This is a genomic window from Glutamicibacter sp. PAEs-4, assembly GCF_051161755.1.
In the GTDB taxonomy this organism is placed as follows: domain Bacteria; phylum Actinomycetota; class Actinomycetes; order Actinomycetales; family Micrococcaceae; genus Glutamicibacter; species Glutamicibacter nicotianae.
In genome coordinates this window covers 1,146,781-1,167,046 of record NZ_CP195017.1, presented here as the reverse complement: position 1 = coordinate 1,167,046, position 20,266 = coordinate 1,146,781, and the positions used below count along the sequence as shown (strand labels likewise).

Annotated in this window: 19 protein-coding genes; 5 read left to right on the top strand and 14 right to left on the bottom strand. The window is 66.5% G+C overall.

Annotated features, from left to right (window positions below):
- Positions 1–39 precede the first annotated feature (39 nt).
- Both ACR9WD_RS05505 and argH read right to left on the bottom strand, forming a co-directional pair.
- Positions 40–780, bottom strand: coding sequence for a maleylpyruvate isomerase family mycothiol-dependent enzyme (locus ACR9WD_RS05505; protein ID WP_038993665.1), 741 nt, complete (start codon positions 778–780; stop codon positions 40–42).
- A gap of 120 nt (positions 781–900) precedes the next feature.
- Positions 901–2,316: an argininosuccinate lyase gene (gene argH, locus ACR9WD_RS05500; RefSeq protein ID WP_121866496.1), complete on the bottom strand. Its 1,416-nt coding sequence runs from the start codon at positions 2,314–2,316 to the stop codon at positions 901–903.
- A gap of 251 nt (positions 2,317–2,567) precedes the next feature.
- On the opposite strand from argH, the gene ACR9WD_RS05495 reads away from it, so the two are divergent.
- A complete protein-coding gene (locus tag ACR9WD_RS05495; protein WP_038993667.1) occupies positions 2,568–3,119 on the top strand; it encodes a macro domain-containing protein in 552 nt (183 codons plus the stop codon).
- A gap of 80 nt (positions 3,120–3,199) precedes the next feature.
- On the opposite strand, the gene ACR9WD_RS05490 is transcribed toward ACR9WD_RS05495, so the two are convergent.
- The 8 genes from ACR9WD_RS05490 to argC all read right to left on the bottom strand — a co-directional run bounded on the left by ACR9WD_RS05490 (position 3,200) and on the right by argC (position 11,214).
- Positions 3,200–3,598, bottom strand: coding sequence for an HNH endonuclease signature motif containing protein (locus tag ACR9WD_RS05490; protein ID WP_434922890.1), 399 nt, complete (start codon positions 3,596–3,598; stop codon positions 3,200–3,202).
- A complete protein-coding gene (locus tag ACR9WD_RS05485) occupies positions 3,595–5,133 on the bottom strand; it encodes a hypothetical protein (RefSeq protein ID WP_434922889.1) in 1,539 nt (512 codons plus the stop codon). The genes ACR9WD_RS05490 and ACR9WD_RS05485 overlap by 4 nt, the downstream gene beginning before the upstream one ends.
- A gap of 86 nt (positions 5,134–5,219) precedes the next feature.
- Positions 5,220–5,723 carry an arginine repressor gene (locus ACR9WD_RS05480; protein WP_038993670.1) on the bottom strand — a complete coding sequence of 168 codons (504 nt, stop codon included), beginning with the start codon at positions 5,721–5,723 and terminating at the stop codon, positions 5,220–5,222.
- A 1-nt stretch (position 5,724) separates the two neighbouring features.
- Positions 5,725–6,684, bottom strand: a complete 960-nt coding sequence (argF, locus tag ACR9WD_RS05475; RefSeq protein WP_038993671.1) for an ornithine carbamoyltransferase — start codon at positions 6,682–6,684, stop codon at positions 5,725–5,727.
- Positions 6,685–6,736: 52 nt separating this feature from the next.
- The gene (locus ACR9WD_RS05470; RefSeq protein ID WP_121866493.1) at positions 6,737–8,002 is read right to left on the bottom strand and encodes an acetylornithine transaminase; all 1,266 of its coding nucleotides are present in this window, start codon (positions 8,000–8,002) and stop codon (positions 6,737–6,739) included.
- Positions 7,999–8,949 carry an acetylglutamate kinase gene (gene argB, locus ACR9WD_RS05465; protein ID WP_141357578.1) on the bottom strand — a complete coding sequence of 317 codons (951 nt, stop codon included), beginning with the start codon at positions 8,947–8,949 and terminating at the stop codon, positions 7,999–8,001. The genes ACR9WD_RS05470 and argB overlap by 4 nt, the downstream gene beginning before the upstream one ends.
- 22 nt (positions 8,950–8,971) lie before the next feature.
- Complete coding sequence (gene argJ, locus ACR9WD_RS05460) at positions 8,972–10,186, bottom strand: bifunctional glutamate N-acetyltransferase/amino-acid acetyltransferase ArgJ (protein WP_434922888.1); 1,215 nt, start codon at positions 10,184–10,186, stop codon at positions 8,972–8,974.
- Positions 10,183–11,214: an N-acetyl-gamma-glutamyl-phosphate reductase gene (argC, locus tag ACR9WD_RS05455; protein ID WP_434922887.1), complete on the bottom strand. Its 1,032-nt coding sequence runs from the start codon at positions 11,212–11,214 to the stop codon at positions 10,183–10,185. The genes argJ and argC overlap by 4 nt, the downstream gene beginning before the upstream one ends.
- 208 nt (positions 11,215–11,422) lie before the next feature.
- On the opposite strand from argC, the gene ACR9WD_RS05450 reads away from it, so the two are divergent.
- Positions 11,423–12,391, top strand: a complete 969-nt coding sequence (locus tag ACR9WD_RS05450; RefSeq protein WP_434922886.1) for a quinone oxidoreductase family protein — start codon at positions 11,423–11,425, stop codon at positions 12,389–12,391.
- A 16-nt stretch (positions 12,392–12,407) separates the two neighbouring features.
- Positions 12,408–13,331 carry an amidohydrolase family protein gene (locus ACR9WD_RS05445; protein WP_434922885.1) on the top strand — a complete coding sequence of 308 codons (924 nt, stop codon included), beginning with the start codon at positions 12,408–12,410 and terminating at the stop codon, positions 13,329–13,331.
- 98 nt (positions 13,332–13,429) lie between these two features.
- Here ACR9WD_RS05445 and ACR9WD_RS05440 read toward each other — a convergent pair whose 3' ends face one another.
- Together ACR9WD_RS05440 and ACR9WD_RS05435 are read right to left on the bottom strand one after the other, a co-directional pair.
- Positions 13,430–14,179 (bottom strand): 4'-phosphopantetheinyl transferase family protein, encoded by a 750-nt coding sequence (locus ACR9WD_RS05440; protein ID WP_434923191.1) that lies wholly within the window; start codon positions 14,177–14,179, stop codon positions 13,430–13,432.
- A 107-nt stretch (positions 14,180–14,286) separates the two neighbouring features.
- Positions 14,287–15,801, bottom strand: coding sequence for a DUF5129 domain-containing protein (locus ACR9WD_RS05435; RefSeq protein WP_434922884.1), 1,515 nt, complete (start codon positions 15,799–15,801; stop codon positions 14,287–14,289).
- 293 nt (positions 15,802–16,094) lie between these two features.
- On the opposite strand from ACR9WD_RS05435, the gene ACR9WD_RS05430 reads away from it, so the two are divergent.
- Together ACR9WD_RS05430 and ACR9WD_RS05425 are read left to right on the top strand one after the other, a co-directional pair.
- Complete coding sequence (locus ACR9WD_RS05430) at positions 16,095–16,616, top strand: phosphoribosyltransferase (RefSeq protein ID WP_073706807.1); 522 nt, start codon at positions 16,095–16,097, stop codon at positions 16,614–16,616.
- A 260-nt stretch (positions 16,617–16,876) separates the two neighbouring features.
- Entirely contained in the window at positions 16,877–17,359 is a 483-nt protein-coding gene (locus ACR9WD_RS05425; protein ID WP_434922883.1) for a GNAT family N-acetyltransferase, read from the top strand.
- On the opposite strand, the gene ACR9WD_RS05420 is transcribed toward ACR9WD_RS05425, so the two are convergent.
- Positions 17,356–17,565, bottom strand: a complete 210-nt coding sequence (locus tag ACR9WD_RS05420) for a hypothetical protein (RefSeq protein ID WP_038993684.1) — start codon at positions 17,563–17,565, stop codon at positions 17,356–17,358. The two genes, ACR9WD_RS05425 and ACR9WD_RS05420, sit on opposite strands and share 4 nt — an antisense overlap.
- A 155-nt stretch (positions 17,566–17,720) precedes the next feature.
- On the bottom strand, positions 17,721–20,264 hold the full coding sequence (gene pheT, locus ACR9WD_RS05415; protein WP_121866482.1) for a phenylalanine--tRNA ligase subunit beta: 2,544 nt from the start codon (positions 20,262–20,264) through the stop codon (positions 17,721–17,723).
- Between the last annotated feature and the right edge of the window lie 2 nt (positions 20,265–20,266).

Genomic DNA, 20,266 nt, shown 5'->3' with positions numbered 1-20,266 from the left:
GAGCACATTCCGGGCGGCCCCGGCGCGGTGCGCCCGGTTCTAGCGGGCCATCAGCCGATCGCTGGGCCAGGGCAGCAGCTGCGGGTCGGCGGCCGAATCGGCGGCGGCGGTGACCTGCACCGGCCCGGCTGCCGGGCGTCCAGCCATCCAGGCGGCCAAATCGAAATCCGTGCCCGAAAGCACCCAGGATTTCGAGCCGTTCCCGAGCACGATCGGGGTCTTCCCATGCGGCTGCAGCACCAGGCGGGTTCCTTCAGGAACGCGGGCTTCGAGCGCACGGAACAGGTGCGCGCTGAAGGCCGCCGGCCAGCTGGCGGCAGGGCGGACGAATTCGTCCAGGTCGGTGGCGTGAATCAGCATCTCGCGCCAGGTCGCGTACATCAGGTCCGCGGCCGTGGCGCCCGGGCGGTACCCCACCGGCTGCTCCCAGACGTCTTCGACGCCGGGCAGGACGGCGCGCAACTGGGCCAACCCGTCGGTGGCCAGGGCACGCAGGGATTCGGGGCGCATCAGCGCGGTCATGTTGATCGCCTCGATCCGGCCCTCGGCGCCGCCGTCGTACATCGAGGGCAGCTGGTCCGCTCCGGCGTGCTCGAATTGGCGCACGGCGGCCTTCGCGAAGGAGGCCAGGTGCGCGATCAGCTGGGCGGTGCTCCACCCCGGCAGCGAGCTCGGCTTGGTGTACTGCGTGGCCGGAACCTCGCGCAGCTGCACGGTCAGCTCATCCAATGCGGTGGTGACCTGTGCGATCAGTTCGGCCGGGGCCAGGAGTTGTGTCATGAAGCACACTCTAGCGCGAACCTGGGACAAATGCGCAAGGGCAGGAGGCCATGGTTGAAACGGCAGCGGCCGCCGGGCGGGATGCTTCCTGATCGGCGGCCGCCTGCCACGTGGACAGTGCTACTTGGCCCAGGCCTTGATCTCGGCCAGCTGGCGTTCGAACTCTTCCAGCTGCGCCGCGACGGCGCTCGGGGCGGTGCCGCCCTGGCCGTTGCGGGCGTTCAGCGAGCCCTCGGTGGAGAGCACCTCGCGCACCGCAGGGGTCAGATGCTCGGAGATCCCGGCGTAGTCCTCGTCCGTCAGGTCCCACAGTTCCACGCCGCGCGATTCGGCCAGCTGCACGGCCGCGCCGGAGAGCTCGTGGGCGTCGCGGAACGGCACGCCCTGGCGGACCAGCCATTCGGCGATGTCGGTGGCCAGGGCGAAGCCCTGCGGGGCCAGCTCGGCCATGCGCTCGGTGTTGAAGGTCAGCGTGCCCATCATTCCGGCGACCGCAGGCAGCAGGATTTCCAGGGTATCCGCGGCGTCGAACACCGGCTCCTTGTCTTCCTGCAGGTCGCGGTTGTAGGCCAGCGGCAGCGCCTTGAGCGTGGCCAGCAGGCCGGTCAGGTCGCCGATCAGTCGGCCTGCCTTGCCGCGGGCCAGCTCGGCGATGTCCGGGTTCTTCTTCTGCGGCATGATCGAGGAGCCGGTGGAGAAGGAGTCGTGCAGCTTCACGAAGCTGAATTCCTTGGTGGCCCAGAGGATGACTTCTTCGCTCACGCGGGACAGGTCCACGCCGATCATGGCGGCGATCCAGGAGAATTCGGCGAACACGTCGCGGGCTGCGGTGCCGTCGATCGAGTTGTGCACGGCGGAGTCGAAGCCCAGCTCGGCGGCGACGAAGTTCGGATCCAGGCCCAGGGTCTGGCCGGCCAGCGCACCAGAGCCATAGGGCGAAACAGCGGCGCGCTTGTCCCAGTCGATCAGGCGCTGCACGTCGCGCAGCAGCGGCCAGGAGTAGGCCAGCAGCAGGTGCGAGAGCAGGATCGGCTGGGCATGCTGCAGGTGGGTGCGGCCGGGCATCGGCGCATACGGGTGCGCTTTGGCCTGCTGGACCATGGCGTCCAGGGTGTCGATCACGCCGCGGGCGATGATCCGCGCGTGGTCGCGCAGGAACATGCGGCCCAGGGTGGCGATCTGGTCATTGCGCGAACGGCCGGCGCGCAGCTTGCCGCCCAGGGTGGTTCCTGCGCGCTCCAGCAGCCCGCGCTCCAGCGAGCCGTGGACGTCCTCGTCGGTGGGCGCGGCAACATAGGCCTCGGAGAGCACGTCTGCTTCCAGCTGGTCCAGCGCGGTGATCATGTCTGCCAACTCGGCATCGGTGAGCAGGCCAGCGCGATTGAGCACCTTGGCATGGGCACGGGATCCGGCAATGTCGTAGCTGGCCAGGCGCCAGTCGAAGTGGGTGGACTTGCTCAGCGCTGCCATTGCATCCGCTGGGCCGCCGGAGAAGCGACCACCCCAGAGCGATCCTTCATTTGTTGACGAGGCCATGGCCCGTTCCTTTCTGCCGGTAAAAATTGCACTGCACCCTACTCTAGCAAAGCTTTATGCAATGCAACTCATATTTATGCAACGTTGTGCCAATTCATGCATCGCATGATTTCCGCCGTGGCCTGCGTGGCGATGATCGATGGAGCTCTGGAACACGCAGGAAACCTTAAGTTTTGCCTCTTCCAGTCCTCAGCGCCCGGGCGTATGGTGTGATCATAGAGCCGATACGGAACGATCTTCGGAGGTACCAAATGGAAATCCAGCTGTACCGGGGCGACATCACCACCCTGAAAGTTGATGCCATCGTCAATGCGGCTAATCCTTCACTGCTCGGTGGTGGCGGCGTCGACGGCGCCATCCATGCAGCCGCCGGCCCCAGCCTGCTGGCCGCTTGCCGGGAGATTCGCGCCAACCGCTACCCCGACGGAATCCCCTCGGGCATTGCCGTCATCACCAAGGCCGGGAATCTGCAGGCCAAGTGGGTCGTGCACACCGCAGCTCCGAATCTGGCGCTGATCAAGCCGAACCCGAAGATCCTTGATGACTGCTTCGTGAATTCCCTCTACGTCGCCGCCCGCCATGAGGCCCACTCGGTCGCGTTCCCGGCGATTGGCGCAGGTGCCTTCGGATGGGATCCCGAACAGGTTGCCGACATCGCCCATGCAGCCATCAGCCGGTGGGTCGAGACCAACAAGCACATTTCACCGATCCACAAGATCATTCTGGTGGCCCATACCGACGAGGTCCAGGCAGCTTTCGAGCGCGCATTCTCGCTTGACGCCGTGGAGGAGCTTGCCGCCTGATCCGGCCCGAACGGCATCAACGCACGAAAACTGCCGCGCACTTGGTACCGAGTGCGCGGCAGTTTTGCGATCCCAGGCAGCTAGGTCCGGGCGAAATAGGCGTTGCGTTGCGGCAGTTGCAGCGGATCGAGGTGCTTGGGCAGGATGATGTGGGGCAGTCCCCTGACCTTGACCACTCTCAGGTAGCCGCTGTGGACCATGGTGTGGTGCGCTGCGCACAGCGGGCAGCAGTCCTGGAGCCGGGTCCGGCCTCCCTTGGCCCATGGCCTGAAGTGGTGGAATTCGAGCAGGGCCGGGTCCTGCGTGCAGCCAGGGACCAGGCAACCGCCGTCCCGGTCGCGGGCGGCAAGCTTCATCCAGCGCGGGAAGTACCTGGCGTCACGGCCGATGTCCATGACCATCCCGTCAGCGTCGTAGATCGGGCTGAGCACTTTCGCTTCGCACAGCATGGTGCGCAGCTGCGGCGCTGGGATTTTCACGCCGTGGGCGCTGACGCCGGTGAGCGTTGCGAGATCCTGGAGATCTTCGAGGTGCGCGTGCACCACGATTTCGGGGATGATGCGTTGGCCGTTGCTTTCCCTGCCGGTATTGCGCAGGATCGCGCGTTGAGCCGGCGTTCGGGCACCGAGCAGGTTTCTGGCAGGCCCGGCGGCGGGGCCGGATCCGAACGGGCATCATCTGGCGGGGATTCATCTGGCGCGGATTCTTCTGGCGGGGAATCCGGCTCAATGCCCGCCCAGTCCGGGGCAGGTTGGCCGCTGTGCCAGAGGCGGTCGGACGCTGCGTCCTGCCCTGTCGTGCCATTGTGCGTTTGCTGGTCGTTTCCCGGGCCAGGCGCGTCGGGGGCCTGTGCGCCCCTGCGGCCGGTGGGCTGCCCGTCGGCCGCAGGATTGCCGGTGTCACCAGTTTGCTGGTCTGAGCTGCTGTTGCCGGAGCGCTGGCCATCTGCCGGGTCATCGCCGGCGGCATCTGCTGCGTCTGCTGCTTGGCGGGCGGCGGCGCCGGCCTTGGTGCGCTTGTTGTCGGCCTGCGTGATCAGCGATTCCCAGAGCTCCGCGTCGATCTCCCGCACGCGCACGATGAATTCATGCACGCCGTTGACCACCTTGCCGCGGAAAAGGCCCAGTTTCGGGGTCTTGCCCTGGGCGTGCGCGTCCTTGTAGTCCTTGATCAAGCCGTTGATGCGCTTTTGGCGGATGCGGATCCGGTCTTCCTTCAGGTGCGCGGCGGCGTGCTCCTCCAGCAAGTTGCCGTCGGCGGCCTTGGCGGTCGCCGCGGTGGGCAGGCCGTCGAAGGTGGTGTCTTGGGGTTCGAACTTGTCCAGCGCACGGGCGGTTTTCAGCACTTCGCGCGGGTCCGGGGCGTTGTGCAGCTCCGGCAGGGCCCAGCCGGCGGGCGCGTACGATGCCGCGGTACTCGTATCAGCGGTGGCCGAGGCGGCATCCGGCAGGCCGGGGGCGGGGGCTGCGAAGTGCTCGGCAAGCAGGGTGAAGCGCGGGGCGCAGGCGGCGCCGGAGATGTCCTTGCGGGCGTGGATCAGGTGGGCGTCCTTGACGCGGCGGTCGGCCTCGAAATAGTTCAGGTCCAGCAGCTGCGAGAGCACGGTGGCGGCATCCAGGTAGACGGTGCGGCCGGGCGCGAATTGGGGCGGGGCGCTGAAGTCGGTGGTGCCCGCGCGCAGGTGGTCGAACTCATCGAGGTCCAGGGCGTGGGCTGCGGTGGTTTCCACCAGGCTTGCGGCGATGATGAGGGCGCGGGTGGCGTGTTGGCCGAAGGCTTCGGCAAAGTGGGCGTGGGCCAGGGCAAGGCGCGGATCGGTGCTGCGCGAGGCCTGGGCGCCGAGGTGCTGGAACAGGTTCAGGCACGCGGCCTCGGCACGCAGCAGGCTGGCCGCATCCAGCGGGGTTCCGCTGGCCAGCTGCTCTGCGGTGCTGGCCAATACGGCGGCCAGGCCGGTGGCCGGATCGGCAGGCCCTGCGGTGCCTTGGGTGCCGACGTGTTCGTGTTGTTCCATGCACCGATCATCCGGCGCTACGGGGGCGGGCATGGCGAAGCCGCCGCGAACTGTGGAGAAGTTCGCGGCGGCTAGGGTGCTGGTGCCTAGCGGGGCTCGGCCAGCTGCAGAAAGCGGGCGGCGACTTCGGCGCCGCCGTCGACCGCGCGGGTGGTGAGCATGATGGTGTCATCCCCCGCGATGCAGCCCAGGATCGAGGGCATCTGCGAGTGGTCGATCGCCAAGGCCAGCAGGTTCGCGGCGCCTGGCGGGGTGCGCAGCACCACGATGTTGCCGCTGGCTTCGGCGGTGACCAGCTGCTCGGCGCAGATCTTCGCCAGGCGCGCGTCGAGCACTTCCTGGGTGATCGCGGTCTGCGGGGAACGGTCCCCGCCCTCCTGGCGCACCGCGTAGATCAGCTGGCCGGAGTTGTCGCGGATGCGCACCGCGCCGATTTCCACCAGGTCGCGCGAGAGCGTGGCCTGGGTGACTTCGAGCCCGTCCTCCTTGAGCAGGCCCAGCAGCTCGGCCTGGGACTTGACGGAGTTGTTTCCCAAAAAGGCGCGGATGCGGGCCTGGCGGGCGGTCTTGGTGCTGGGCTGGGCTGACATCCTAGAGCTCCACCCGGTCGTCGTCGGCCAGGCCGGAAGCGACCATCAGCCAGGTCATGACCGCCTTCTGCGCGTGCACGCGGTTCTCGGCCTCGTCGAACACCACCGACTGCGGGCCGTCGATCACCTCCGCGTCGATCTCGTAGCCGCGGTAGGCCGGCAGGCAGTGCAGCACGATCGCGTCGTCCTTGGCCAGCTTCATCGCCTGCGCGGTCACCGAGTAGCCGGTGAACAGCTTCAGCCGTGCTTCCTTCTCGTCCTCCTGGCCCATGGAGACCCAGGTGTCGGTGACGACCACGTCGGCGTCGGCGAGCGCGGCGGCGGCATCGGTGGTGATCATGACCGATCCCCCGGTGAGTGCCGCGCGTTCTTCAGCCGCGGCGATGATCGATGCGGAGGGCAGGTAGCCCTCGGGCCCGGCGATGCGCACGTGCATGCCGGCCGTCACCCCGGCCAGCAGGTAGGAGTTGGCCATGTTGTTCGCCGCGTCGCCCAGGTAGCTCATGGTCAGCCCCTTGGTCTTGCCCTTGTGCTCGCGCACGGTGAGCAGGTCGGCGATCAGCTGGCAGGGGTGGTAGTCGTCGGACAGCGCGTTGATCACCGGTACCGAGGAATTCGCGGCCATTTCCTCCAGGCCCGACTGGGCGAAGGTGCGCCACACGATGGTGGAGACCATGCGCTCGAGCACCTTGGCGGAGTCGGCGATGGACTCCTTGTGGCCCAGCTGCGAATCGGCGGAGTTGATGACCAGCGGGGAGCCGCCCAGTTCGGCGATGCCGGCGTGGAAGGAGACCCGGGTGCGGGTGGAGGTCTTGTCGAAGAAGACCGCGACGGTCTGCGGGCCGGCGTACGGGGCGTAGCCGTACTTGTCGGCCTTCATCGCCGCGGCCAGATCCAGCACCTTGGACTGCTCGTCGGGGGTGAAGTCCAGGTCGGTCAAGAAGTGGCGGGTTGCGCTCATGGGGTGATTCCTTTGCTCGTCTCAGGGGTGGTGGCGAGGTTCATTCCGGCGGCTAGCTGGCCGCGCTGATCAGCTGCGGCAGGGCGGCAATCAGGGTGCCCAGCTGCTCGGTGGTGATCACCAGCGGCGGGGCCAGGCGGATGGTCTGCTCGTCGGTGGCGTTCACGATGAAACCGGCATCCAGCGCCGCGGCCACCAGCTTCGGCGCGTTCGCGGAAACAAGTTCGAAGGCGGTGAGCAGCCCGGCGCCGCGCACCGCACAGATGCCCTCGATGCCCGCCAGCTGCTCGCGCAGCCAGTGGCCGGTGGCGCGCACATGGGCCAGCAGGTTCTGCGCTTCGATGGTGTGGATGACCGCCAGGCCCGCGGCGCAGGCCACCGGGTTCCCGCCAAAGGTGGTGCCGTGGTCGCCCGGGGCCAGCCACTTGGTGTTCTCTTCGCCGAAGACGATCATCGCGCCGATCGGGAAGCCGCCGCCCAGGCCCTTGGCCAGCGTCATCACATCCGGGATCACCGGTGCGGAGGCGAAGAACGACCCGGTGCGGCCCATGCCGGTCTGCACCTCGTCGAAGACCAGCAGCGCGCCGGCCTCGCGGGTGATCTGCCGGGCGGCGGCCAGGTACTCGGCAGAAAGCAGCCGCACCCCGGCCTCGCCCTGGATCGGCTCGATGAACACCGCCGAGACGGTCTCGTCCACCGCGGCGCGCAGCGCCTCGATGTTCCCGGCCTCGATCCACTGCACGTTGCCCGGCAGCGGGGCGAAGGGGGCGCGGTACTTCTCCTTGTAGGTCAGCGACAGCGCGCCGAGAGTGCGGCCGTGGAAGGCGTGTTCCAGGGCGATCACCTTGGTGCGCGGTGCGTCGGCGGTGCCGGCATTGCGCCGGGTCAGCTTCAGCGCCGCCTCATTGGCTTCGGTGCCGGAGTTGGCGAAGAACACCTTGGAGCCGGCCGGGGCGGCGGAGATCTCCAGCAGCTTCTCGGCCAGCGCGATCTGGCTGGGGCTGGTGAAGAAGTTCGAGACATGGCCCAGGGTGGCCAGCTGGCTGGAGATCACCGAGGCGAGCAGCGGGTGCCCGTGGCCGAGGGTGTTCACCGCGATGCCGCCGAGCAGATCCAGGTACTGGTTGCCGTCGGCATCCCAGACGTGGCAGCCCGATCCGCGCACCAGCACCCGCTGCGGGGTGCCGAAGACGCCGAGCAGGGAGTTGGAGTAGCGGTCGGCCAGTGCGGCCGAGGAGAGCTGGCTCAACCCGGCCACCTCGGCGGCTGCGCTGCCGGCCAGCGCGGAATCGGTGGTTGGGTCGGCGTGCTCGCTCACTTGGCGTCCTTCTGTGCGGTATTGCTTGCGGTGTTGGCGGCGGGGAGCACCTGGGTGCCCACGCCGGCGGTGGTGAAGATTTCCAGCAGCATCGAGTGCGGCTGGCGGCCATCGACGATGTGGGCCTGCCCCACGCCCTCGTCGACGGCCTTGAGGCAGGCGCCCATTTTCGGGATCATGCCCGATTCCAGGCCGGGCAGCATCGTACGCAGCTCGTCGTTGGTGATGGAGCTGATCAGCGAGGACTTGTCCGGCCAGGCCGCGTACAGCCCCTCCACGTCGGTGAGGATCACCAGCTTGGCAGCGCCCAGCGCGGTGGCCAGCGCCGCCGCGGCGGTATCCGCGTTGACATTCAGCACCGCGCCGGTGGGCTCGCCGTCGGCGTCGAACTCCGGGGCGACGGTGGAGATCACCGGGATCATCCCGGCGTCCACCAGCGAGTCGACCTGGTCGGTGCGCACGCGGGTGACCTCGCCGACCAGACCCAGATCCACCGGCAGACCGTCGACGATGGTGCCGGTGCGCACCGCCTGCAAGGTGGCGCCGTCCTCGCCGGACATGCCCACCGAGTAGGGTCCGTGCGAGTTGATCAGGCCAACCAGGTCGCGCTGCACCTGGCCGGTGAGCACCATGCGCACCACGTCCATGGCTTCGGGGGTGGTCACCCGCAGCCCGCCGCGGAATTCCGATTCGATCCCCAGGGTGTCGAGCATCTTGTTGATCTGCGGGCCGCCGCCGTGCACCACGACCGGGTTGATTCCGGCGTGGCGCAGGAACACGATGTCCTCGGCGAAGGCGCGGCGCAGCTCGTCGTTGACCATCGCGTTGCCGCCGTATTTGATGACCATGGTGCTCCCGGCGAAGCGCTGGATCCAGGGCAGCGCCTCGATCAGCGCTTCGGCCTTGGATTGGGCGGTATCCAGGTTGGTGCGGGCGGTGTGGGCCATAGCTGAATTCCCTTGCTTCTGCCTAGCTGGAGTAGGCGGAGTTCTCGTGGACGTAGTCGTGGGTCAGGTCGTTGGTCAGCACGGTCGCTTCCTCGGTGCCGGCGTTCAGGTCGATCTCGATGCGCACATTGCGCTCCTCGAGGCTGACCAGGTTGCGGTCCTCGCCGACGCCGCCGTTCTTGCAGACCATCACGCCGTTGATCGAGACGTTCAGCTCGTCGGGTTCGAAGGCCGCCTTGGTGGTGCCGACCTCGGAGAGCACGCGGCCCCAGTTCGGGTCCTTGCCGAAGACGGCGGTCTTGACCAGGTTGGAGCGCGAGACGGCCTTGGAGACTTCCAGCGCGTCGGCCTCGGTGGCGGCGTTGAAGGTGCGGATCGCGATGGTGTGATCGGCCCCTTCGGCATCCTCGATCAGCTTCGCCGCCAGCTCGCAGCAAGCGTCGGTCAGCGCGGCGGTGAAGTCGGCCAGGTCCGGGGTGGTGCCCGAGGCGCCGGAGGCCAGCAGCACCACGGTGTCGTTGGTGGACATGCAGCCATCGGAATCCGCGCGGTCGAAGCTCATCGCGGTGGCGGCGCGCAGGGCCGCATCGGCCTGCTCGGCGGTCAGCTGCGCGTCGGTGGTGAGCACCACGAGCATGGTGGCCAGCGCCGGGGCGAGCATGCCCGCGCCCTTGGCCATGCCGCCGATGACCACCTGGCCGGAGCCCGGGGCCCCGACGATGCGGGAGACCAGCTTCGGCACGGTGTCGGTGGTCATGATGCCCGCGGCCGCCTGATCGGCGGCGTTCTGGTCACTGGCCAAGGCGCTGGCGGCTGCTTGCACGCCGGGCAGCAGCTTGTCCATCGGCAGCTGCACGCCGATCAGCCCGGTGGAGGCCACCGCAACATCGCCGGCGGAAACCGAGAGCAGCTGCGCGGCGTATTCGGCGGTCTTATGGGTGTTGGCGAAGCCTTCGGCGCCGGTGCAGGCGTTCGCTCCGCCGGAGTTGAGCACCACCGCGTCGATGCGGCCATCGGCCAGCACCTGCTTGGACCAGTGCACCGGGGCGGCGGCCACGCGGTTGGAGGTGAACACGCCGGCGGCGGTGAACTGCGGGCCGAGGTTTTGCACCACGACCACGTCGTTCTTGCCGGTGGACTTCAGCCCTGCCGGCACGCCGGCGGCCGCGAAGCCTGCCGGGGCGGTGACGCCGGTGCCGGATGCCGAGGGGCGGGTGGGGGTGTAGGCGAGGCTCACGGTGCGACTCCTTGCATGAGCAGTCCGGTGTTTTCTTCCAGTCCCAGTGCGATGTTCATCGACTGGACGGCGGCACCTGCGGTGCCCTTGGTCAGGTTATCCAGCGCGGCGGTGGCGATCACGCGGTTCGCGTGCGTATCGAAGGCCAGCTGCAGCTGGACGTGGTTGGATCCGAGCACCGCACCGGTGGTCGGCCACTGGCCCTCGGGCAGCAGGTGCACGAACAGCTCGTCGGTGTAGGCCTCGGTCCAGGCCTCGCGCAGCTGCGCTGCGGTGACGCCCGGCAACACCCGCGCGGTGGCGGTGGTCAGGATGCCGCGCGGCATCGGGGCCAGGGTCGGGGTGAAGGAGACGGTGACATCTTCGCCGGCCAGCTTGGAGAAGCCCTGCTCCATTTCCGGGATGTGGCGGTGCGAGCCGCCCACCCCGTAGGTGCTCATCGAGCCCATCGCCTCGCTGCCCAGCAGGTGGGGCTTGAGCGACTTGCCGGCGCCCGAGGTGCCCGAAGCCGAGATGATGACCACGTCGTCGGCTTCCAGCAGCCCGGCGGCAAAGCCGGGGGCCAGGGCCAGCTGCGCGCCGGTCGGATAGCAGCCGGGGACGGCGACGCGCTTGGTTCCGGCCAGCTTTTCGCGCTGCCCGGGCAGCTCGGGCAGGCCATAGGGCCAGAAGCCTGCGTGCTCGGAGCCGTAGAACTTCTCCCAGGCGGCGGCCGATTCCAGCCGGTGGTCGGCGCCGGCGTCGATGACCAGGGTGTTCTCGGGCAGGGCCGCGGCCGCGGCGGCCGAGGCGCCGTGCGGCAGGGCCAGGAACACCACGTCGTGCCCGGCAAGGTTTTCCACGGTGGTGTCCACCAGGACCCGGTCGGCGAGCGCATGCAGGTGCGGGGCGATCGAGCCGAGACGCTGCCCGGCCTGCGAATGCGCGGTGATCGCGCCGATCTCTACCTCTGGGTGCGCCGCGAGGATGCGCAGGACCTCGCCGCCGGCGTATCCGCTGGCGCCGGAAACAGCTACTGAAATCGTCATGACCAGATTCTACCGCGAAATATTCACGCACGCTAATAAATATTCATAAAATTCTTCGTCACGTAACCCGACATCCACCCGCGCGGCGCCCGCACGGCCGCCCGAAGTCCTACACTGGCCGTAGAGACCGCCCGGCATCGAGCGCATCGAGCGCCGGGATCCAAATACGCAGAGTTTCGAGACCTGCGGAGCCAAGGAGCGCCATTCCATGCAGCAGCAAGCCATCGTGGTCAACGAACCATCCGACGCCAGCGGACTGGTGCCGGCAGAAATCCCGGTCCCTGCCCCGGGACCGGGCCAGCTGCTGGTGAAGATCGCCGCCACCGGGGTGAACTTCATCGAAACCTACCAGCGCAGCGGCGTGTACGCGGTGGACTACCCCTTCACCCCGGGTACCGAGTTCTCCGGCGTGGTGGAGCAGATCGGCGACGGCGTGCAGAACTACCGGGTCGGCGACCGGGTGGCCACCGCCTCCGGTTCCCGGGGCTACGCCCAGTACGCGCTGGTGGACGCCAAGCGGGCGGGCAAGGTGCCCGACGCGGTGAACCTGAATATCGCCGCCGCGCTGCCGCTGCAGGGCATGACGGCGCACTACCTGGTGCATTCGAGCTACATGGTGCGCTCGGGCGACGTGGTGCTGACCTATGCCGGCGCCGGCGGCGTGGGCCTGATCCTCACCCAGCTGCTCAAGCTCAAGGGGGCGACGGTGATCACCACCGCCTCCACCCAGGAGAAGAAGGACCTGGCCCGGGCCGCCGGTGCCGACTACGTGGTGGACTACGACCAGGTGGCGGCCACCGTCGAGCAGGTCACCGGCGGGGCGGGAGTGCATGCGGCCTACGACGGCATCGGCAAGGACACCTTCGAGACCTCGCTGGCGGCGCTGCGCCGGCGCGGCACGCTGGTGCTCTTCGGCGGCGCCTCCGGCCAGGTGCCCGACTTCAACCTGCAGCGGCTGAACGCCGGCGGCTCGCTGAGCGTGACCCGTCCGAAACTCGACGACTTCCTGGCCACCGAGCAGGAGCTGCACTGGCGCTTCGGCGACATCTTCGGCTGGGTCGCCGCCGGCCAGATCGATGTGCGCATCGGTGCCGAGTACCCGCTGGCCAAGGCCGCCGAGGCCCACGCCGCGCTCGAATCCCGGGCCACCACCGGCAAGATCATCCTGGTTCCCTAGCGCAGGATCCCCAGCCATGAACGAGCATCAATCCAGCCAGCACGCCGGCATCGGCCCCGCCACTGACGAGGCGGTGCCGGCGTACCTGCAGGCCCTGGGCATCCCGGGGCTGATTGACCTGCACGTGCACTTCATGCCGGATAACGTGCTGGCCAAGGTCTGGTCCTACTTCGATGGCGAAGCGCAGCGCACCGGGCACCCGTGGCCGATCAGCTACCGGATGCCCGAAGCGCAGCGCGTCACCGCGCTGGAGGAACTGGGTGTGATCGCCTACGGCACCTTGAATTACGCCCACCGCCCGGACATGGCCGCCTGGCTCAACGAGTACTCGCGGCAATTCGCGCAGCGCCATCCCAAGGCCATCCGTTCGGGCACCTTCTACCCGGAGCCCGGGGCCGCCGAACTGGTGCGCGCCGCGCTGGCCGAAGGGGTGCAGCTGTTCAAGGTGCACGTGCAGGTGGGCGGCTTCACCCCGCTCGATCCGCTGCTCGAAGGCGCCTGGGAGCTGGTCGCCGAGGCCCGGACGCCGGTGGTGATCCATTGCGGGCATGGGCCGCATGCCGGCCGGTTCACCGGGATCGAGCCGATCCGCGAACTGGTGGCACGGCATCCGCAGCTGGTGCTGGTCATCGCCCATGCCGGCTTGCCCGACTACGTGCAGTTCGCGCAGCTGGCCGCAGAAAATCCCAACGTCTACCTGGATACCACCATGGTGGGCACCGGGTTCATGAACCGCATCGCCCCGCTGCCGGCGGAATATCCGCGGCTCGTGGCCGGGCTCTCGCACAAGATCGTGTTCGGCTCAGACTTCCCGAATATCCCCTATTCCTACAGCCACCAGATCCAGGCGCTGGAATCCTGGTCGCTGGGCGCCCAATGGATGCGCGACGTGCTGCACGATACCCCGCGCAGGCTGCTGCAGGCGGTGCGCAACAGTTGAGAGATGCATGACAGTTCAACCATATTCTTGCGGCGGTCCGCCCGCGGCACGCTTTAATGGTTGATGGAACCCCGCGTTCCGCCCCTCCAGGATCCGCTTCACTTCCGGAGCGCTCTCCCCAGCGGACCGACACGCTCTTTAGTGAAGGGACGGATCCGATCAGCATGGACAACGGATAAACTCCAGCGCCGGATGCACCAATCCACCCACCCCAGTTCCCCTCCGGAGCCCTGGCGCCGCCTGCGCGCACCCTCGTGGACATCCTGCAGGCCACTGCAAAGGCCCACCCCGGCGCTCCGGCCAGCGACGACGGGCAGCGCATGGAAAGCTACGCGGAACTGCTGGACGAGGTCAAGGACAAGGTCCGGCGGCTGCACGAGCAGGGCCTGGGCGCGGTCTTGGAATCGGCGTGCTGGCGCATCGATGAGAATTCGGCGTTCCAGGAAATCCAGCCACTGCCTGGTCAGCGGAAACCAGGCCTTGAAGACGCTTTCCTTGGCGCTGAAGATCAGCCGCTCCCAGAAGATATCCGGATAGCGTGCCGATAGGTCTTCGACCATCGGCCGCTCTTCGGGAGGCAAGATGATGTCGAGGATTTCTTCTGGCAACGGGACGTGCAGTTCGGCGTCGATGCCCACGCCACGGATATCATTCGTGGAAGCTACAGCGGCTGCCCGGAAGCCCGCGCAGTGGGTCATGCTCCCGGCAACGCCAGCTGGCCAGATTGGTGCCCGCTTCCCATCCGGGACCAGGGCAGCACCTTCATGGCCCAGTTCTCGAAAGGCTCGGCGAGCGCACACCCGGACGGTGCGGAATTCACGCTGCCTTTCGGGCACCGCATCGGCAATGTACCGTTATTCTTCGGGATAGTACGGGCCTTCCTCCAGCTCGATGCGGGTCTCAACGACCCGCATCGCCGGCGGCAGCAAGTCTGCAAAGATATTGTCGGATTTCATCAGAAGCGGGAGGATCCGCCAGCGCCCGAGAAGCTTCCGCCACCGGAGTAGCCGCTGGATACTCCGCCGGAGGAGCTCGCCGCTTCACGCGAGGCAGTTACTGCGCTGACGCCTGAAGAATATCCGTGGTGGTAGCCGCTCACCCGCCAATACATCGATGCGGGATTCAGGACATCCAGGATGGTGCCGGAACGGCCGTCATAGGCACGGGTTTCGTACCGGGATTTCTTGAGCTCCGACTGCATATCGGCCTTCTCTTCCGCATTCTCCGCGTACACCTCGATTTGCGCTTGGGCGAAGATGTCCAGCTTTTCGGTCAGCTCGGCACGCAATGCGGATAATCCATCAAGCGCCTGGTCCACGGTGATCGATTCTTCCGTCAGCTGCGCCGTCAGCTCGTTGAGCTCGGTGGTTGCAGTTTCCCGGTAGGAAGCCAAGGCGGCAGCGCTGCCCTTCAGCTCCGGTTCGACGTCATTGAGCAATTCACGGATATCGTCCAGGTCGTCTTCCAATGGCTTGGTCTGCGCATGCCAGGCATCTTGCCATGAGGCCGAACGGGTATAGAGCGCGGCCGCGGCAATGATGGCGTCATCCGTCAGGTCCAAGGACTGGGTTGACTCTCGGAATTCCTTGGCCAGGCGAGCTCCGTTGGAGCCGGAACGCTCTTTCTTGCTCTGTTGCTCCAGCGACTGCTGCGCTTCGAAGCAGTCTCGGTATTCGGCCATGAATTTGCTGAAGCGCTGTTCCAGCTCGGCGGCATGCCCTGAAGCGGACGGCAGGGTACGAGCCGCCAATTCGGTCTCTTCCAGATCCATCGTGACGTTGGTCAGGTGAACGGTTCCCTGATGCAGTTCTTCGGCGAAAGTTTTCCGCCGTGTCGACCGGGTATGCAGCACGGCTCCGCCGACACTGGCGGCAACGAGTCCACCGATGCCGGTGGTAATCCACAAGGCAGGGTGCTGGTACCAGGGACGATTCATGATCGCGGATGCCTTGTCGGCTACGGCGATGACGCCGTCGGTCCAGCGGGACAGGTTGAAATCGTCGTAGCCGGCCTCGTGGATGCTCTCCATGGAGCTCTCGGAAACTTTGCGGTCTTCGCCAAAGTACGTGCCGATCTGTCCGTCTCCCTCTCCTTCGATGGACAAGGTGATGATGAACAGGCCATCGGCCCAGTAGTCGCCGTAGTCTTCGGGCTTGCCGGAAATCCATTCGGGATGCTTCGACTTGGCGTAGTCGAGAGTTTCGGTATTGATGTCGTCGGAGTATTCCCCGTTACGCGCGTAGATCGCCACATCGGTCGGCTCATTGAAATCGAGTTCTTCCAATGCATCACGCAGCCTCTGCTCATTGAGCTTGCCCGTGGAGTCATCGATGGTGACAGATTCCAGGTTCTGTCCCGCAGCGACCTGTACTCTGGTGGCCGCATGCGCCGCAGGCAACGCCCCTGCCAGTCCCAAAGAGAGCATGGCTGCGGCACCGGCTATCCGGATGTTCCAGGTTCGTGGGCTCAAGTTGCGTCTCCTTCATGGGGATTCCGGATTATCTCCGGCTGATGGCCTTTCCCCATCCTAGCGATCTTGGATGCGGCACGGGTCATCATTAAGACGGCTTTTGGCGCATCAAGCCTGCCATGCGCTGGCGCCGGGCACGGTTTCGCCAAAAGTGATGGATTCCTCAAGCTGGTCCATTGCCTGCCTATTCTTGCCTAATCAACGGATGGGAATCCTCCGGGCTCGGCAGGAAAAAGTGAACGGTCGGTTTCAACTGTGCATCGCTGCCACGAATTCGGGGATAAAATTGCAGAATGACTAGCATTGACGATTCAGGGGCATCCGTCCTTTCAGAACCAGAGCGCGAAATCCTCACCTGGGACACCTTCGGTGCGGCTTCCCGCGAGCTGGCACAGACCATTGTCGACGATGGCTTCGAGCCAGACATCGTCCTGGCAGTTGCACGAGGCGGCCTGCTGCTCGCCGGCTCCATTTCCTACGCCCTGGGTGTCAAGGCCTGCGGTGCGCTGAACGTGGAGTTCTACACCGGTATCGGCACCGTCCTGCCTGAACCAGTGGTTCTTCCCCCAATGCTTGATGACGGCCACCTGCGCGACAAGAAGATCCTGATCGTCGACGACGTCTCCGACTCCGGCCGCACCCTCGAAAAGGTTGTCGATCTGGTGTCCGCCTGGGGCGCCGATGTCAAGACCGTCTGCCTGTACACCAAGCCACGCACCATCATGGTCCCGGACTATGAATGGCGCCGCACCGATAAGTGGATTACCTTCCCATGGTCGGACTTGCCACCGGTTACCGCTGGTGGAACCAAGTAAAGTTCTTCAACTTCAGCAGGGAACGACGAAATTTCGTCGTTCCCTGCTTTTGTTTTGCCGTGCCTGCCACGGGAATGGAAGAGGCCAGTGTTCCAAGCAATGCCCGCAAACTCGGTGCGACTCAATCAGATCAAGTCCAAATTTCGGTCTCCAGTCCAAGCCATGGCCGTCTTTACTGGGAACTGACGGTTCTTGCCATGAAACCGCTTGGCTCGTGAAACGAAGCTTGCCTTCCTGCCGTGCCGGCATAGGCTGAAGCCATGGGTCCTTCACTGGTGCTAACGCCGATGGCCACGACAGATACGGATTTCGTTGCACGCCTCGCGGCAGATGAACGCGTCACGGCCTTTATCGGAGATGGCAGCACCTGGAGCCACGAATACACCGCGCAACGCGTGGAGCACGCCCTGAGCGATCCGGCGATCTCCTGGTTCATCGCGCGCCGCCAGAATTCACCGGTTGGCCTCTTCACCGCTACCGAACGCGGACAGGCCACCGAAATCGGCTATTGGATCGACCCGGAATACTGGGGCCAAGGCTTGGCGAAGGCAGTCGTCGGCGAAGGGCTCTCACAATTGCAGGAATCCGGCCGCAGCGCTTTTATCGCACGGGTGGACGACGCGAATATCGCGTCGCTGAAAGTGCTTGTCCGCTACGGGTTCATCGCCCAGGCGAAGGAAGGACCCGGGCTCATTACGCTGAAACTGGCTATGCCCACCGTTCAGATGCCGCCTGCCAGCTAAGGCGTGAACGTTTCCGACGGGCGAAGCGGATCGGGTGCTTCTTCCTCCACCGAAACGCTCGGCGTGGGCGGCTCATCGAGGTGGGTTCCTGCACCGCGCTGGATAAACAGCACCGCCGCCCATCCGGCCGCGATGAGCACGGCAACGGCCAAGATGCCGAGGAAGAACACCAGCAGCACAGCACCGCAAGAACGCAAACCCTTCACTTCCAGCCTCCTGCTGCATCTCGACGCCGTGTCGGTTCATCCCAGATCAAGTGTAGACCTCAAACATGCAGTCCCTGTGCACGGCCAGAACGCGAAATGCCCTGCTGCTATCCCGAGTTCCGGGATAGCAGCAGGGCATGCGGCACATTCAGGGCCTAGCGCTGGGAAGCACCGAACTTCTCGGTAGCCACTGCCACCGCGGCGGCGCGGGCCTCGGACGCCTCATCGGCGGTCAAGGTGCGGTCGGCGGCACGGAAACGCAGGCCGAAGGCCAGAGACTTCTTGCCGTCTTCGATGCCCTGGCCCTGGTACACGTCGAACAGCGCGATGTCTTCGAGCAGTTCACCGGCACCTTCACGCAGCGCGTCGCGCACATCGCCGGCCACGACGTCCTGGTCGACAACCAGTGCCACGTCCTGGGTAGCCAGCGGCTGTGTGGACAGGTGCTGCTGGGCGACCACCACGGCAGGTGCAGCGGCCATCATGGCAGCGGCGTCCAGTTCCATGGCCACGGTTCGAGCTGGCAGGTCCGCATCCTTCAGCAGCGCCGGGTGCAGTTCGCCGGCGTAGCCAACGATCTCGCCAGCAACCTTCAGCGCCGCGACGCGGCCCGGATGGAAGGCCTGGTGGCTGCCCTGGCCAACCTCCAGCTCAACGCCAAGGATATCCGCCGCGCAATAGGCGGCATCCAGTGCGTCGGCCCAGTCCCAAGCACGCGGTGCGAAGCCGGCAGCAGGCGTTGCCTCGCGGCCGGTGAGCACTGCGGCCAGGTGCCATGGCTGGTTCGGGACGCCATTGAACAGCTCGGCCAGGACCTCATCGCTTGGCTTGGCGCCCAGCGGAGGCAGCACCGAGGAGCCCAGCTGCTCACCTGGCAGGAAGACGAGTCCGCCCTCGTACAACGCCAGATCGCGGAAGCCGCGGCCGATGTTGCGGCGTGCGGTGTCCAGCAGGCCTGGCAGCAGCGAGGTGCGCAGGAAGCGGAATTCCTTGGAGATCGGATTGGCCAGCGCAATGGACTTCACCTCGGTCCCCGCCTGCGCGGCACCGAAGGTGCTGTTCTGCGCTTCAGAAACGAACGGGTAGTTCAGGACCTCGGTCAGCCCTGCATCCGCCAAACCCTGCAGCAGGCGGCGGCGCTGGGACTGGGTGCGTGTCAGGCCGCGGCCCGGAGGTGCCACCGGCAGGGTTGCCGGAATCTTGTCGTAGCCGACGACGCGGGCTACTTCCTCGACCAGGTCTTCCTTGATGGCCAGATCCGGGCGCCAGCTTGGCGCGGTGACCGCGAAGCCCTCGGCGTTCTGCTCGACGCTTGCGCCGATGCCTTCCAGCGCGGTGATGGTCTGCTCGTCGGTGTAGTCCACGCCGACCAGTGCGCCAGCGAAACCGGCCGGAAGCTGGATCGTGGTGTCGGCAGGAACCTGGCCCGCATCGGTGACCTTGGCGGTCTCGGTGCCGCCGGCCAGCTCCACCAGCAGGTCCACTGCGCGCTGCGCGGCGATCTGCATGACGCGCGGGTCCACGCCGCGCTCGAAGCGCTTGGAGGCTTCGGACGGCAGCTTGTGGCGGCGGCGCGAACGGCCGATGGACACGGCATCGAAGTGGGCGGCTTCGATCAGCACGCGGCTGGTCGAATCCGAGACCTCGGTGGCCGCGCCGCCCATGACGCCGGCAATGCCAATGGCGCCGGACTCGTCGGTGATCAGCAGATCCTCGACGGACAGCTCGCGTTCCTTGTCGTCCAGGGTGGTGAGCTTCTCCCCTGCGGAGGCACGGCGCACGGTGATGGCACCGGTCAGCTTGTCAGCGTCGTAGAAGTGCAGCGGCGCGCCGAGTTCCAGCATCACGTAGTTGGAAATGTCGACCACCAGCGAGATCGAGCGCATGCCGGCCAGCTGCAGGCGCGATGCCATCCAGCGCGGGGTCGGACGGCTCGGGTCGATGCCGTTGACCTCGCGGGTCACGAAGCGGGTGCAGCCTGGCACGCCGTAGATCGGCGCCTCATCGGCCAGCACGACCTCATGGCCGGCTTCTGCCGCGTCGGAGACGACCACCTTCGAAGCCGGATCGGTGAAGGAGGTGCCGGTGGCCAGCGCGTACTCGCGGGCTACGCCGCGGATCGAGAAGCAGTAGCCGCGGTCCGGGGTCACGTTGATCTCCGCCGCCTGGTCATCCAGGCCGAACAGCTCCATGACATCGGTGCCCAGCTCGGGGTCCAGGCCCAGGCGGGAGAGCACGATGATGCCGTCGTGGTCCTCGCCGATGCCCAGCTCGCGGCTGGAGGCGATCATGCCGGCCGAGGTGTGCCCGTAGGTCTTGCGCGGGGAGATCTTGAAGTTCCCGGGCAGCACGGCGCCGGGCAGGGTGACAACAACCTTGTCGCCTTCCACGAAGTTGTGCGCTCCGCACACGATGCCCTGCACGCCTGACGGGTCGATGCCCTTGCCGGCCAGGGTTTGCTCGGCCCCTTCGGGAACCACGCGGACCTGGCACCAGTTGATGGTCTTGCCGTTGGAGGCGACTTCCTTTTCCAGGGACAGCACCTGGCCGACCACGATGGGGCCCGAGAGCTCATCGGAGGGGCGGTGGACGTCTTCTTCCTCCAGGCCGACCTTGACCAGGTCTGCCATGACGTCTTCAGCCGAGGCGTCGGCTGGTACCTGCGCGTACTCGCGCAGCCAAGATAGTGGAATACGCATTG